Consider the following 14,972-nt stretch of genomic DNA (forward strand, 5'->3'; position numbering starts at 1 on the left):
AGCAGTCTGGAAGCAGGTTTGCCGCAGATTTGCCGCTACCGATGCAGGTAGCATTTTGTCAAAGCGCGCCATTGTACTGCAAGCCGTTGCCGCTGTCTGCGTTTTTCTGCGCGGACATTTTCTGCTGCGAATCCATCGGTAGTACCATGCCGGCTGGCTTATCACGGACCGGGAGTTGCATGACACGCTATCGTCATTACAAGGGCGGCATTTATGAATATGTCGATGAGGCCATTCTGGAAGCTGACCTGACGCCCATGATCATTTATCGTGCGGCCGATGGGCGCTTGTGGCTGCGCCCGCGCGAGGTGTTCTTCGAGATGGTGGAGGTGGAAGGCAAGCAGGTGCCGCGCTTTCAGAAGATCGAGGAATGAGGCAAGGCACGGCGTCTGGATGGCAAAGGCGATGCAAAGCTGTGTCGCGGAGCGGCGGAGCTGAACAATGCTCGGCGCTGTCGGTCTATCTGCAGAACCTTCCCTTAACTTATTCAGCTTTTCATCACTTTATATGAATCTTCAAACATGCCTGCGGGCTGGGGTGGCCTTTTCCGCGGTGCTTCTCGCTGTTGCTGTTGCGCCGCTGGCTTCGGCGGAAGAACTGGCCGATGTCAGCACGGCTTTCCGCTGGCTGGGCAAGAATGACCGCGTGGTCATCGAGGCCTATGACGATCCCAAGGTGGTCGGCGTGACCTGTTACGTGTCCCGCGCCCGCACCGGTGGCGTGAAGGGAACGGTGGGTCTGGCGGAAGACAAGTCCGAGGCCTCCATCGCCTGCCGCCAGGTGGCGCCCACCGTGCAGTTCCAGGGCAAGCTGCCGGTACAGGAAGACGTCTTCAGTGAGCGTATGTCCATCCTCTTCAAGCGTCTGCATGTGGTGCGGGTGGTCGATACCAAGCGCAATACGCTGGTCTATCTGACCTATTCCGACAAGCTCATCGATGGCAGTCCGATGAACGCCGTGACGGCCGTGCCGGTGTCGCCGTCCACGCCGATTCCGGTGAAATAGCGGAAATTTCCTTCTTGCTCTCCCTGTGACCGGGCCGGCGAGGCGGGCAAAGCTCTGTCGGCCCGGCCGTAGCCCGCCTGGGCGCTGGTCGTACGGGATATGCCGGGTTTTTGCAGCTGTTTGCAGGGTGGCAAGCCCATTTTTGGACTATCGGCGGTTTTTGCGTATAAAATAGAGAGCTTTAGCGCGGCCGGGCAGGGCGCTTGTCGTCTGCAGTCATTCGACTGGGACACAGCAGGAATGCTCCGGCTTACGGAATTCTTAACATTTGGACGATTTAAATGGCAACTGCAGTCGAAACCCTGAGCAAACTCGAACGTCGTATGACCCTGTCTTTCCCGCTGGCCGATGTTCAGGCTGAAGTGGAAAAGCGCCTGAAGGTGCGCGCCCGTACCGCCAAGGCGCCGGGTTTCCGTCCGGGTAAAGTGCCGATGAAGATGGTTGCCGCCCAGTTCGGCTACCAGGTCGAAACCGAAGTCCTGAACGACAAGGTCGGCCGCGCATTCAACGACGCCGCGGTCGAGAACAACCTGCGCGTGGCAGGTTTCCCGCGTATCGAACCTAAGACCAGCGAAGAAGCCGGCGAAGGCAAGCTGGCCTTCGACGCCACCTTCGAAGTCTATCCGGAAGTCACCCTGGGCGATCTGTCCGGCGCTGAAGTCGAGAAGACCACCGCTGCGGTCTCCGACGCTGAAATCGACAAGACCATCGACATCCTGCGCAAGCAGCGTGTGCACTACCACGTCAAGGGCGAGCAAGGCGCGCACGGCGACGGCGGTGCCGACCAGTCGGCGCAGAACGGCGACCGCGTAACCGTGGACTTCGTCGGCAAGATCGACGGCGTGGAGTTCCAGGGCGGCAAGGCTGATGCCTTCCCGTTCGTCCTGGGCGAAGGCCGCATGCTGCCGGAATTCGAAGCCGCCACCATCGGCCTGAAGGTCGGTGAATCCAAGACTTTCCCGCTGGCCTTCCCCGAGGACTATCACGGCAAGGACGTGGCCGGCAAGACCGCCGAGTTCACCATCACCGTCAAGCAAATCGAATGGGCGCACATGCCTGAAGTCGACGCAGTCTTCGCCCAATCCCTGGGTATCGAAGACGGCGATCTGACCAAGATGCGCGAAGACATCAAGAAGAACCTGGAGCGCGAAGTCACCGCCCGCACCAAGGCCAAGACCAAGGACAGCGTGATGAACGCCCTGATCAAGGCTTCCGAGCTGGAAGTGCCGAAGGCCCTGATCGACCAGGACGTTGAGCGTCTGTCCGAGATGGCTCGCCAGGACATGGCCCAGCGCGGCATGGATCCGAAGGGCATGCAACTGCCCAAGGAACTGTTCACCGCCCAGGCTGAGCGTCGCGTGCGCCTGGGTCTGATCCTGGCTGAAGTGGTCAAGCAGAACAAGCTGGAAGCCACCGAAGAACAGGTCAAGGCCCAGATCGAAGATTTCGCCCAGAGCTACGAAGATCCGCAGCAAGTGCTGAAGTATTACTTCTCCGACCGTCGTCGTCTGGCCGAAGTCGAAGCTCTTGTTTTGGAAGAAAACGTCGTCAACTACGTTCTCGGCAAGGCCAAGGTCTCGGAAAAGCCGGTTTCGTTCGACGAACTGATGGGTAATCAGGCGCAAGCGTAATCCGGTTTTCTCTAGTAGTATCAGAAAACTCTTACGCTTAAGGATGCATACATGACAGGTCTGATGAAGCAATCTGCACTGGATACGCAAATGCTCGGCATGGTGCCGATGGTGATCGAACAGAGTGGTCGTGGCGAACGTGCCTACGACATCTATTCGCGCCTGCTGAAGGAACGCATCATTTTCCTGGTCGGACCGGTCAATGATGCGATGGCCAACCTGATCGTAGCCCAGCTGCTGTTCCTGGAAAGCGAAAACCCGGACAAGGACATTTCCCTGTACATCAACTCGCCTGGCGGTTCGGTTTCGGCCGGCATGGCGATCTTCGACACCATGCAGTTCATCAAGCCGCAGGTGTCGACACTGTGCACGGGCCTGGCCGCCTCCATGGGCGCTTTCCTGCTGGCCGCTGGCGCCAAGGGCAAGCGTTTCTCGCTGCCGAACTCTCGCATCATGATCCACCAGCCTCTGGGCGGCGCCCAGGGCCAGGCATCGGATATCGAGATCCAGGCACGTGAAATCCTGTACCTGCGCGAGCGCCTGAACAGCATCCTCGCTGAAAAGACCGGCCGCAGCGTCGAGCAGATCAGCAAGGACACCGATCGCGACAACTTCATGTCGGCCGATGCCGCCGTGGAATACGGACTGATTGACAAGGTGCTGACCGAGCGCGGCTGAGTTGTCTGTATTTTCTGCAGCGCAAGTCTGAAAAATGCCCGAACGAAACATGTTCGGGCATTTTTTTTAGGTAAATTCTGATGAAATTGGCACAGAGCCAGATTTCCGCTTCTGTTTGCTTGATAAATGGCACTTGCGCTGACATATAACGGTCATACGGCAGTCCTGTGAAGCATTAAGGGGCAGCTTAAATGACCAAGCCGTGACGAATCCGGATTTCGCGGGTATGATCGGGTCGTAACTTCTATCCTAGTAGCTCTATGTCTGAGAAAAAATCTTCCAGCGGCGAAAAACTGCTTTACTGCTCCTTCTGCGGCAAGAGCCAGCATGAAGTCAAGAAGCTCATCGCCGGTCCTTCGGTCTTCATCTGCGACGAATGTATCGACCTGTGCAACGACATCATCCGTGATGAAGCCGCCAGCGTGGAAAGCGTGACCGGCGCCAAGTCGGATCTGCCGACTCCGCAGGAAATCACCGACCTGCTGGACCAGTATGTGATCGGACAGGCTACTGCCAAGCGCATCCTGTCGGTGGCGGTGTACAACCACTACAAGCGCCTGAAGCACCTCGGCAAGAAGGACGATGTCGAGCTGGCCAAGAGCAACATCCTGCTGGTCGGCCCCACCGGCTCCGGCAAGACGCTGTTGGCGCAGACCCTGGCACGCATGCTCAATGTCCCCTTCGTGATCGCCGACGCGACCACGCTGACTGAAGCCGGCTATGTCGGCGAGGACGTCGAGAACATCATCCAGAAGCTGCTCCAGAACTGTAATTACGAAGTCGAGAAAGCCCAGAAGGGCATCGTCTACATCGACGAGATCGACAAGATTTCCCGCAAGTCGGATAACCCGTCGATCACCCGCGACGTGTCCGGTGAAGGCGTGCAGCAGGCGCTGCTCAAGCTCATCGAAGGCACCATGGCTTCGGTGCCGCCGCAAGGTGGCCGCAAGCATCCGAACCAGGACTTCGTGCAGATCGACACGACCAACATCATGTTCATCTGCGGTGGCGCCTTCGACGGTCTTGCCAAGATCATCTCCGATCGCTCGGAGAAGAGCGGCATCGGCTTCTCGGCCAGCGTGAAGAGCCAGACCCAGAAGAGCAATTCCGAAGTGCTGCTCAATGCCGAGCCGGAAGACCTGGTCAAGTTCGGGCTGATCCCGGAACTGGTCGGTCGTCTGCCGGTGATCGCCACGCTCAACGAGCTGGACGAGGAAGCGCTGATCCAGATCCTGATCGAGCCGAAGAACGCCCTGATCAAACAGTATGCCAAGCTGTTGCAGATGGAAGGCGCGGAGCTGGAAATCCGTCCGGCCGCCATGCATGCCATTGCCAAGAAGGCGCTGGCGCGCAAGACTGGCGCTCGCGGTTTGCGTTCCATTCTGGAGCACGCTCTGCTGGACGTGATGTACGAGCTGCCCAGCGAGCAGAACGTCGCCAAGGTCGTGGTGGATGAAAACACCATCACCAATGGTGCCAAGCCGCTGTTGATCTATCATGACCAGCCCAAGGTGTCGGGCGGCTGATCGCCCGGCCAGCACTGCATTGAAGTAGTAGGCAGGATGGCGCAGTCCGTGAGGCCGTACCATCCTGCAGCAAGAAGCCACCCCGAAGTCCGGTCACCGCAAACACGGTAAAATAAACCGGCGCACAGACACTGGCTTCCATCGAAAAGCCACCCGGAGCTAGCTTCGCGTGTGGCTTTTTTATTTTGTTGCGATCATGACAACGCGCAACCGGCGAATATTTAGTCTGCCGGACTTGTGTTTTGGTCACTCGTGCCAACATCATTCACAGTACTTATTGATAAGGCCCGCCATGACGACTCCTATACTCACAGAACAATCGCAATTGCCGCTGTTGCCCTTACGGGATGTGGTTGTCTTCCCGCATATGGTGATCCCGCTCTTCGTCGGCCGCCCGAAGTCGATCAAGGCGCTGGAAGCGGCCATGGAGCAAGGCAAGAGCATCATGCTCGCCGCCCAGAAGGCTGCCGCCAAGGATGAGCCTTCGGCCGAAGACATCTATGAAATCGGTTGCGTGGCCAACATCCTGCAGATGCTGAAGCTGCCCGATGGCACCGTGAAGGTGCTGGTCGAAGGTGCTCAGCGTGCCCGCATCCATCACATCAGCGAACTGGAAACCCATTTCGTCGCCGACCTGACCCCGGTGGAATCCGAGCAGGGCGACGAGGCCGAAGTCGAAGCCATGCGCCGCACCATCGTGCAGCAGTTCGACCAGTACGTGAAGCTGAACAAGAAGATTCCGCCCGAAATCCTGACCTCGCTGTCCGGTATCGATGATGCCGGTCGCCTGGCCGACACCATTGCCGCGCACCTCCCGCTGAAGCTGGAGCAGAAGCAGGTGATCCTGGAGATCTTCAATGTCGCCAAGCGCTACGAGCATCTGCTCGGCCAGCTGGAAGGCGAACTGGATATCTTGCAGGTGGAAAAGCGTATCCGTGGTCGCGTCAAGCGTCAGATGGAAAAGTCGCAGCGTGAGTACTACCTGAACGAACAGGTCAAGGCCATCCAGAAGGAGTTGGGCGAAGGCGAAGACGGTGCCGATCTGGAAGAGCTGGAAAAGAAGATCCTGGCTGCCAAGATGCCCAAGGAAGCCCTGGAAAAGGCGCAGTCCGAGCTGAAGAAGCTCAAGCTGATGTCGCCCATGTCGGCCGAGGCTACCGTGGTGCGCAATTACATCGACACCTTGGTCGCGCTGCCCTGGAAGAAGAAGTCCAAGGTCAACAACGATCTGACCAATGCCGAGAAGGTGCTGGAAGGCGACCACTATGGCCTGGAGAAGGTCAAGGAACGCATCCTGGAATATCTCGCCGTGCAGCAGCGCGTCGACAAGCTGAAGGCGCCGATCCTGTGCTTCGTCGGTCCCCCGGGCGTTGGCAAGACCTCGCTGGGCCAGTCCATTGCCCGCGCCACGAACCGCAAGTTCGTGCGCATGGCGCTGGGTGGTGTGCGTGACGAAGCCGAGATTCGTGGCCACCGTCGTACCTACATCGGCTCCATGCCGGGCAAGATCCTGCAGAGCCTGTCCAAGGTGGGCGTGCGCAATCCGCTGTTCCTGCTTGACGAGATCGACAAGCTGGGCATGGATTTCCGTGGCGATCCGTCGTCTGCCTTGCTGGAGGTGCTGGATCCGGAACAGAACCACACTTTCTCCGACCATTACATCGAAGTCGATTTCGACCTGTCGGATGTGATGTTCGTGGCGACCTCGAACTCATTCAACATCCCGCCGGCACTGCTGGACCGGATGGAAGTGATTCGCCTGTCCGGCTACACCGAAGATGAAAAGACCAGCATTGCGCAGCGTTACCTGCTGCCCAAGCAGATCAAGAACAACGGCCTGAAGGAAGGCGAGATCAGCGTTGCCGAATCGGCCATCCGCGACATCATCCGCTACTACACCCGTGAGGCGGGTGTGCGCTCGCTGGAACGCGAAGTCTCGAAGATCTGCCGCAAGGTCGTGAAGATGCTGCTGCTGAAGAAGCAGGAGAAGAAGGTCACCGTCACCTCGCGTAATCTGGACAAGTTCCTAGGTGTGCGTCGCTTCGACTTCGGCATCGCCGAGAAGGAAAACCAGATCGGCCAGGTGGTCGGCTTGGCCTGGACCGAAGTGGGCGGCGATCTCTTGACCATCGAGGCGGTGAACATGCCCGGCAAGGGCCAGATCATCCGCACCGGTACGCTGGGCGATGTCATGAAGGAATCGATCGAAGCCGCCCGCACCGTGGTTCGCAGCCGTGCCCGCAAGCTGGGCATCAAGAGCGAAGTGTTCGAGAAGAGCGACATCCACATCCACGTGCCGGAAGGCGCGACACCCAAGGACGGCCCGTCCGCCGGTATCGCGATGACCACCGCGCTGGTATCGATCTTCAGCGGCATTCCGGTACGTGCCGACGTGGCGATGACTGGCGAGATCACGCTGCGGGGCGAAGTGCTGCCCATCGGCGGTCTGAAGGAAAAACTGCTGGCAGCGCATCGTGGCGGTATCAAGACCGTGCTGATTCCCGAGCAGAACGTGAAGGATCTGGCTGAGATTCCGGACAACGTGAAGAACAAGCTGGAGATCATCCCGGTGCGTTGGATCGACAAGGTCCTTGAAGTCGCCCTTGAACGTCAGCCGGTACCGCTGAGCGAAGACGAGGCCATTGTCGACACAGCGGTCGCCGCCAAGGAAGGCAAGACCGATCCTGTCGTCAAGCACTGAGATGCCTCGTATGTCCGACTAGCTGTGCAGGTAGCCTGCTGCACAGTGACTTGTCAAAAGCGCCTCTTGCGAGGCGCTTTTTTTTAAGCCTGTTCGCTGGATGATTCACGTTCCTGCGTCGTGGGATGAAGGGAAGAATACTCACTGAAAATCGCGGCAATGGCGGAAACCGGCTTGACACCTGGGGTTGCGGCTTGTTTAATAGCCGCTGCGGAATTTTTCCGTAAGGCAATCGACGGGCAGCAGGGCTCAGTCGTGATTTGTCCAGAGCCCGGATGTTGTCGTTTGAATTCAACAAATCAAATACTTGTTCGAGGGGCGTAAGTGAATAAAGGCGAACTGATAGAACACATTGCCGGTGCAGCGGATATTTCCAAGGCAGCGGCGGGACGTGCAGTGGACGCATTCATTGGGGCAGTCAAGACCACGCTGAAAAAGAACGGTACCGTGACCCTGGTGGGTTTCGGCACCTTCGCCGTCGGCAAGCGTGCAGCGCGGACTGGACGCAATCCCCAGACCGGTGCAGCCCTCAAGATCAAGGCATCCAAGGTTCCTAAATTTAAAGCTGGCAAAGCATTAAAAGATGCTATAAAATAATGTTCTTTCGTTGCAGCGGTAACAGAGCAACGAGACTGTTAAGGTTGCCGGGCGCTTAGCTCAGTTGGTAGAGCGGAGCCCTTACAAGGCTTAGGTCGGGAGTTCGAGCCTCTCAGCGCCCACCAGCATCTTGCAGTCGGCACCAGTTTAGGAGCGGTAGTTCAGTTGGTTAGAATACCGGCCTGTCACGCCGGGGGTCGCGGGTTCGAGCCCCGTCCGCTCCGCCAGATAAAACGCCCCGTTCGCAAGAACGGGGCGTTTTTGTTTTTGCGCAGCAAAAACATGCGGAGTGGAGAGAGCCGCCTGCGCGGCTCCCGGCGGGGCGAGAAGGGAATCGCTTGCAAGCGATTCCGCGGCCTGCGCATGTGTAGGAGAGCCCCGTCCGCTCCGCCAAATAAAACGCCTCGTTCGCAAGAACGGGGCGTTTTTGTTTTTGCGCATGTATAAGCAAGCGGACTAGCCGCGTTGCACGTGGTCTTCGCCGGGTTAGCCCGCGGCCGTACGTATCCATTCCCGGAATGCCTTCACCGCCCGCATGCCCGCGTCTCCCCGGCGATAGCACAGGAAGTGCATTTCCTTCTGGATGGACTTGAAGACATTCTCGTCCAGCCGTACCAGGTCTCCGCGCGCCAGTTCGGTCTCGGCGAAACGCGCCGTCTCCAGCGCCACGCCCAGGCCATCGACGGCGGCGGCTACCGCCAGCGAGCCACGGTCAAAGGAGGGATGGGCGCGCGGCGGCAGGCGTATGCCGTGCAGGTCGAACCAGTCCTTCCAGCGTACCGGATTGAGCTTGGATTCGATCAGGGTGAGTTCCAGCAGATCCAGCGGCCCCCGGATGGCATGGCGCTGCAGCAGAGCCGGGGCGCATAAAGGTACGGTCGGTTCCATGCCCAGGGCTTCGACGAGGACACCATCGCGGTGCGGCGGGGCGCCGTAGGCAATGTCGATATCGATGGCGGCATCGCGCTGCAGGTCGATGGGCTCGGCGCTGGTGGACATCTGCAGGGTAATCGCCGGATGCGCCTGCATGAACTGCCCCAGGCGCGGACTCAACCACTTGCTGGCAAAGCTGGGTGCGCAATGCACCGCCAGCACGGCCCGCTCATCGGCCTGGCGGAATACCGCACAGGCGTCTTCGATCGCATCGAAGGCCGGGGAGAGCTTGCCCAGAAACAGCTGCCCCTGGAGGGTCAGCGTCACCCGCCGGGTCTGGCGGATGAACAACTCCTTGCCGCACCACTCCTCGAGCGAGCGCACCTGGTGACTGATGGCCGATGTGGTCAGGTGCAGCTCCTGCGCCGCCAGCGTGAAGCTGCCCAGCCGGGCAGCAGCCTCGAAGGCGCGTAGCGAGAAGAAAGAGGGCAGTTTGCGCATGGCGGATGGCTGGCAGGGTGGAGTGTGCGGCGGATCGGCTTATGGTTGAGCCGGATTCAACAATCGGTGAAAACAGGTCTTTTGTCAACGCGCGGACGTACTGCCACCATGGCAGCCAGCCGTCAGGAAGACTACCTGCGCCCCTTCATTCCCGATAACAGGAGACCGCATCATGCTCGACACCGTCAAACGCACATCCGTCTACCAGCCCGAGCAATTGGGCCTGAGGTTCCCCGAGATTCCCGAGTTCAAGAGCTTCGACGAGCAGCGTCTCTACCTCAAGAAGCGGCTGGTCGCGGCTTGTCGCGCCTTCGCACAGCAAGGCTTCGACTACGGTTTCGCCGGCCACCTGACGGTGCGTGACCCGGAACGTCCCCACCTGTATTGGACCAATCCGATGGCCGTGCATTTCAATCAGGTGCGTATGTCCAACCTGATCCTGGTGGATCACGAAGGTCGCGTGGTCGAAGGTGACTATGCTGTCAACCGCGCCGGTTTCGTGTTGCATGCCGCCGTGCACGAAGCGCATCCCGAGATCGTCGCCATGTGCCATGCCCATACCGAATACGGCACCGCTTTCTCCACGCTGGGCCAGCCGCTGTTGCCGATCAGCCAGGATGCCGCCGCCTTCTTCGAAGACCACGTGGTCATCGGCGACGAGGCTGGCCAGGTCGCCGTCGAGGTCAAGGCCGGGCATCGCGTGGCCAATGCCTTTGCCGGCGTGAAGGCGGCCATCCATCAGAACCACGGGCTATTGACCGCCAGCCGCCACAGCATCGAATCGGCAGCCTTCTGGTTCATCGCCCTGGAACGCTGCTGCAAACAGCAGTTGCTCATCGCCGCCAGCGGCCAGACGCCGCGCCTGGTGCCCGAAGACAAGGCCCGCTACAGCCGCGAGCACGTCGGTAGTGACTATATCGGCTGGTTACACTTCCAGCCCATCTACGACGACCTGGTGGCGACCCAGCCCGACATGTTCACCTGAGCCGGCAATGACGGCCGAGCCCCCGCAGAGGCGGCCGGCCAGCAGTACCCCATCACAACGGAGACCCCATGACCACCACTATCGCCACCGGCCACGCCGGGTTTGCGCCGGCCGCCGAAGAGCGGCTCTATGCCAAAGTCACCTGGCGCCTGATTCCCTTCCTCTTCATCTGCTACGTGGTCGCCTACCTCGACCGCGTCAACGTCGGTTTCGCCAAGCTGCAGATGCTGAATGAACTGCAGTTTTCCGAGGCCGTCTACGGTCTGGGCGCCGGCATCTTCTTCCTCGGGTATTTCATCTTCGAAGTACCCAGCAACCTGATGCTGCATCGCTTCGGCGCGCGTCGCTGGATTGCCCGCATCATGTTCAGCTGGGGCATCATCTCCGGCGCCATGATGTTCGTGCAGACGCCTACCGTGTTCTACATCATGCGCTTCCTCCTCGGCGTGGCCGAGGCCGGCTTCTTCCCCGGCATCATTCTCTACCTGACCTACTGGTATCCCTCGGCCCGGCGCTCCAAGGTGACGTCGCTGTTCATGACCGGTATTCCCATGGCCGGGGTACTGGGCGGTCCGCTGTCGGGCTGGATCCTGGCCACCTTCGATGGTGCGCATGGCATGGCGGGATGGAAGTGGTTGTTCCTGATCGAAGCCTTGCCTTCGCTGCTGCTGGGCGCGATGGTGCTCAAATACCTGGACGACGGGATCAATAAGGCTTCCTGGCTCAACGATGACGAGAAGCGCTTGCTGCAGGCCAATATCGACGCCGACGACGCCAAGGTCAGCGAGCATTCGATGCTGGGTGGCTTCCGCCATCCTATGGTGTGGGTGCTGTCGGCGGCCTACTTCGGTTTCATCATGGGCCTGTATGGCATCGGCTTCTGGTTGCCGACGCTGATCAAGGCCTCCGGTGTGAGCAGCCCTGAAACCATCGGCTGGCTGGTCGCCATCCCCTATGCTGCGGCCACCCTGGCAATGATCTGGACCAGCACGCATTCCGATCGCACCGGTGAACGCCGCTGGCACGTGGCCCTGCCGGCCCTGTTGGGGATGGTCGGCCTGATCGCCAGTACCCTGCTGCCGCAGACGCCGCTGGTGGCCGTGGCCACGCTGACGCTGGCGACCATGGGCATCATTACCGGCCTGGCGCAGTTCTGGTGTTTGCCACCGGCCTTCCTGCGGGGTGCCGCTGCCGCCGCAGGGATCGCAGTCATCAACTCGGTGGGTAACCTGGCCGGCTTTGTCAGCCCCTTCATCGTCGGCTGGATCAAGGATGTCACGCACAGCACCAACAACGGCCTGTATGTGATCTCGGCCAGCCTGGTCGTGGCAGCGGCGATTGCCCTGTCGATGGCCAGGGAGAAGGTCAACCAGCCACGTTGACTGGCCGTCTCGTAAAAATAAAGCCGGGACATCACAAGATGCCCCGGCTTTGTGACTACCCGGCGTAGAACCCCGATTGCCTGCGCAGGCCAGGCAATCAGCCGCGGGCCTTGTTACCGGTCAACTGCTCCACCACCTGCCGTGGCGCCTCGGCATAGTGCTTGAACTCCATCGAGTAGGTAGCACGTCCCTGCGACAGCGAACGCAGCGTGGTCGAGTAGCCGAACATTTCCGACAGGGGGACTTCGGCGCGCACCAGCTTGCCGCCGCCGACCATGTCTTCCATGCCCTGCACCATCCCGCGCCGCGAGGACAGGTCGCCCATCACGTTGCCCATGAATTCCTCGGGCGTTTCCACCTCGACCTGCATCATCGGCTCCAGCAACATCGGGCCGGCGCGCTTCATCGCTTCCTTGAAGGCCATCGAGCCCGCCATACGGAAGGCGTTTTCGTTGGAGTCCACGTCGTGATACGACCCGAAGGTCAGCGTGGCCTTCACGTCCACCACCGGGTAACCCGCCAAGACACCGGCCTTGAGCGATTCCTGGATACCCTTGTCGACCGCCGGGATGAATTCGCGCGGGACCACGCCACCCTTGATGGCATCGACGAATTCATAGCCCTTGCCGGCCGGTTGCGGTTCCAGCTTGATCACCACATGACCGTACTGACCACGTCCGCCGGACTGCTTGACGAACTTGCCTTCCACGTCTTCCACGCCCTTGCGGATCGCTTCGCGGTAGGCCACCTGCGGCTTGCCGACGGTGGCTTCGACGTTGAACTCGCGCTTCATGCGGTCCACCAGGATTTCCAGGTGCAGTTCGCCCATGCCCGACATGATGGTCTGGCCCGATTCCTCGTCGGTATGCACGCGGAAGGACGGATCCTCCTGCGCCAGGCGGTTCAGGGCAATGCCCATCTTTTCCTGGTCGGCCTTGGTCTTCGGTTCCACCGCCTGCGAGATCACCGGTTCCGGGAAGATCATGCGTTCCAGGATGATCGGATGCTCCGGATCCGACAGCGTGTCGCCGGTGGTCACGTCCTTCAGACCCACGGCCGCCGCGATATCGCCGGCGAACACTTCCTTGATCTCCTTGCGCTCGTTGGCGTGCATCTGCAGGATGCGGCCCAGGCGTTCCTTCCTGCCCTTGAGCGGGTTGTAGACCGTGTCGCCGGAATTGATGAGGCCGGAATACACGCGGAAGAAGGTCAGCTGCCCCACGAACGGGTCGGTCATGATCTTGAAGGCCAGGGCCGAGAACGGTTCCTCGTCTGACGGATGGCGCTCGATCTCGCTGTCGTCCTCGCCATGGCCAGCGATGGCCGGCACGTCGATGGGCGAGGGCAGGTAGTCGATCACCGCATCCAGCATGGCCTGCACGCCCTTGTTCTTGAAGGCGCTGCCAGCCAGCATCGGCACGATCTCGTTGGCCACCGTGCGCAGGCGCAGGCCGCGCTTGATGTCGTCCTCGGTCAGGGGCGTGCCGGAGAGGTATTTCTCCAGCAATTCCTCGTTGGCCTCGGCGGCCTGCTCGACCATGCGGTCGCGCCATTCGCGTGCGGTCTCTTCCAGCTCCAGCGGGATGTCTTCGTACTTGAACAGCACGCCCTGGCTGGCCTCGTCCCAGATGATGGCCTTCATCTTGACCAGGTCGATCACGCCCGAGAAGTGGTCTTCCGCGCCCACCGGAATCTGGATGGGGACGGCTTTGCCTTTCAGGCGTTCCTCGATCTGGCGCTGCACGCGGAAGAAGTCTGCGCCGATGCGGTCCATCTTGTTGACGAAGGCGATGCGCGGCACCTTGTACTTGTTGGCCTGGCGCCAGACAGTCTCGGACTGCGGCTGCACGCCACCCACCGAGTCGTACACCATCACCGCGCCATCCAGCACGCGCATGGAACGCTCCACCTCGATGGTGAAGTCCACGTGGCCCGGGGTGTCGATGATGTTGATGCGGTGTTCGGGGTAATTGCCGGCCATGCCCTTCCAGAAGGCGGTGGTGGCGGCCGAGGTGATGGTGATGCCGCGTTCCTGCTCCTGCTCCATCCAGTCCATGGTGGCCGCACCGTTATGCACTTCGCCGATCTTGTGATTCACACCCGTATAAAAAAGAATGCGCTCGGTGGTCGTGGTCTTGCCCGCGTCGATGTGGGCGCTGATACCGATGTTGCGGTAGTTTTCTATTCGGGTCTTGCGGCTCATGGCATGTCCTTTCGATGGGTGCCTATTTGACTGATGAGGTGGAAAACAGGTGGTCATGGACCACCAATCCTGTTCGGTACACACTTATTTATGTAACGAGCATTAGATAATAGAAACGACTGCGGGATTATTCAAGGGGTTTGCATTTATTTTTGTAACCAGGATTAAAATAAACTACACTGCCTGACGAATCCATTACCGATTGGGGTAACACCCCGCAAAGGACACCGATGATAAGAACCCGCGGCCGCCCGCGCAGTTTCGATCGCGATCAGGCATTGCGCCAGGCCATGCAAGTCTTCTGGAACAAGGGTTACGAAGGCACCACCATGGCCGACCTGACCGATGCCATCGGCGTGAAGGCCCCGAGCCTGTACGCCGCCTTCGGCGACAAGGATGCCTTGTTCCGGGAGGTGGTGGAAGTCTATTCGCGCACCGTCAGCGCCGAGCCCTTGCGCCTGTTGCAGGCTGGAAAGGGCATACGCGAAGATCTGCAGGCCATGCTGCGCGCCAGCGTGCGCATGTATTCCGGCAAATCCGAGTTACCAGGATTGCCGGTTGGCAAAGGCTGCATGGTGGTGATTTCCGCCATCAACTGTGCCCCCGAGAACAGCGAACACAGCGATGCGCTGTCGCAACGCCGGCACAAGCGCCGCAACGAGATCCGTGCCCGCCTGCTACAGGCGCAACGCGATGGGGAGATTCGTGCCGATGCCGACGTGACTGCGCTGGGCGATTTCTATACCAGCTTCCTCAATGGACTGGCGCTGGGCGCCCGGGACGGAGTGTCCAATGCGCGGCTGGCCGCCACGCTCAAGCACGCCATGCTGCCGCTGGAGAACGTGCTGGTGGAGGCGGGCAGTTGACACTGCGATGCCAGTGCTGGCAAG

12 protein-coding genes and 2 tRNA genes are annotated in these 14,972 nt (G+C 60.1%); 12 read left to right on the forward strand and 2 right to left on the reverse strand.

All coding sequences use genetic code 11. The features are described from left to right. Positions 1-179 precede the first annotated feature (179 nt). The 9 genes from VE092_RS17170 to VE092_RS17210 all read left to right on the forward strand — a co-directional run bounded on the left by VE092_RS17170 (position 180) and on the right by VE092_RS17210 (position 8,365). Positions 180-374 (forward strand): DUF1653 domain-containing protein, encoded by a 195-nt coding sequence (locus tag VE092_RS17170; protein ID WP_006463925.1) that lies wholly within the window; start codon positions 180-182, stop codon positions 372-374. Between the two features lie 133 nt (positions 375-507). Next, a complete protein-coding gene (locus VE092_RS17175; RefSeq protein WP_324878834.1) occupies positions 508-1,005 on the forward strand; it encodes a CreA family protein in 498 nt (165 codons plus the stop codon). A 281-nt stretch (positions 1,006-1,286) separates the two neighbouring features. Next, the gene (gene tig, locus VE092_RS17180; protein ID WP_324878836.1) at positions 1,287-2,636 is read left to right on the forward strand and encodes a trigger factor; all 1,350 of its coding nucleotides are present in this window, start codon (positions 1,287-1,289) and stop codon (positions 2,634-2,636) included. 51 nt (positions 2,637-2,687) lie between these two features. Next, a complete protein-coding gene (gene clpP / locus VE092_RS17185; RefSeq protein ID WP_324878839.1) occupies positions 2,688-3,314 on the forward strand; it encodes an ATP-dependent Clp endopeptidase proteolytic subunit ClpP in 627 nt (208 codons plus the stop codon). A gap of 260 nt (positions 3,315-3,574) precedes the next feature. Further along, a complete protein-coding gene (clpX, locus tag VE092_RS17190) occupies positions 3,575-4,840 on the forward strand; it encodes an ATP-dependent Clp protease ATP-binding subunit ClpX (RefSeq protein WP_324878841.1) in 1,266 nt (421 codons plus the stop codon). A 292-nt stretch (positions 4,841-5,132) separates the two neighbouring features. Then, positions 5,133-7,541, forward strand: a complete 2,409-nt coding sequence (gene lon / locus VE092_RS17195) for an endopeptidase La (RefSeq protein WP_324878843.1) — start codon at positions 5,133-5,135, stop codon at positions 7,539-7,541. Positions 7,542-7,865: 324 nt separating this feature from the next. Further along, entirely contained in the window at positions 7,866-8,138 is a 273-nt protein-coding gene (locus tag VE092_RS17200; protein ID WP_006463919.1) for an HU family DNA-binding protein, read from the forward strand. 49 nt (positions 8,139-8,187) lie between these two features. Next, a tRNA-Val gene (locus VE092_RS17205) sits at positions 8,188-8,263 on the forward strand. Between the two features lie 25 nt (positions 8,264-8,288). Continuing rightward, a tRNA-Asp gene (locus VE092_RS17210) sits at positions 8,289-8,365 on the forward strand. A gap of 259 nt (positions 8,366-8,624) precedes the next feature. Here the strand turns inward: VE092_RS17210 and VE092_RS17215 are convergent. Then, entirely contained in the window at positions 8,625-9,512 is an 888-nt protein-coding gene (locus VE092_RS17215; RefSeq protein WP_324878846.1) for a LysR substrate-binding domain-containing protein, read from the reverse strand. Positions 9,513-9,684: 172 nt separating this feature from the next. Here VE092_RS17215 and VE092_RS17220 point away from each other — a divergent pair, with 172 nt between their 5' ends. Together VE092_RS17220 and VE092_RS17225 are read left to right on the forward strand one after the other, a co-directional pair. Next, a complete protein-coding gene (locus tag VE092_RS17220; protein WP_006461377.1) occupies positions 9,685-10,497 on the forward strand; it encodes a class II aldolase/adducin family protein in 813 nt (270 codons plus the stop codon). A 68-nt stretch (positions 10,498-10,565) separates the two neighbouring features. Then, entirely contained in the window at positions 10,566-11,879 is a 1,314-nt protein-coding gene (locus VE092_RS17225; protein ID WP_324878848.1) for an MFS transporter, read from the forward strand. 97 nt (positions 11,880-11,976) lie between these two features. Here VE092_RS17225 and fusA read toward each other — a convergent pair whose 3' ends face one another. Continuing rightward, the gene (gene fusA / locus VE092_RS17230; RefSeq protein ID WP_324878851.1) at positions 11,977-14,082 is read right to left on the reverse strand and encodes an elongation factor G; all 2,106 of its coding nucleotides are present in this window, start codon (positions 14,080-14,082) and stop codon (positions 11,977-11,979) included. 230 nt (positions 14,083-14,312) lie between these two features. Between fusA and VE092_RS17235 the strand changes: the two genes are divergently transcribed. Beyond that, entirely contained in the window at positions 14,313-14,948 is a 636-nt protein-coding gene (locus tag VE092_RS17235) for a TetR/AcrR family transcriptional regulator (protein WP_102662794.1), read from the forward strand. The last annotated feature ends 24 nt before the right edge of the window (positions 14,949-14,972 follow it).

The organism is Herbaspirillum sp., from assembly GCF_035644555.1.
Taxonomy (GTDB): domain Bacteria; phylum Pseudomonadota; class Gammaproteobacteria; order Burkholderiales; family Burkholderiaceae_D; genus Herbaspirillum.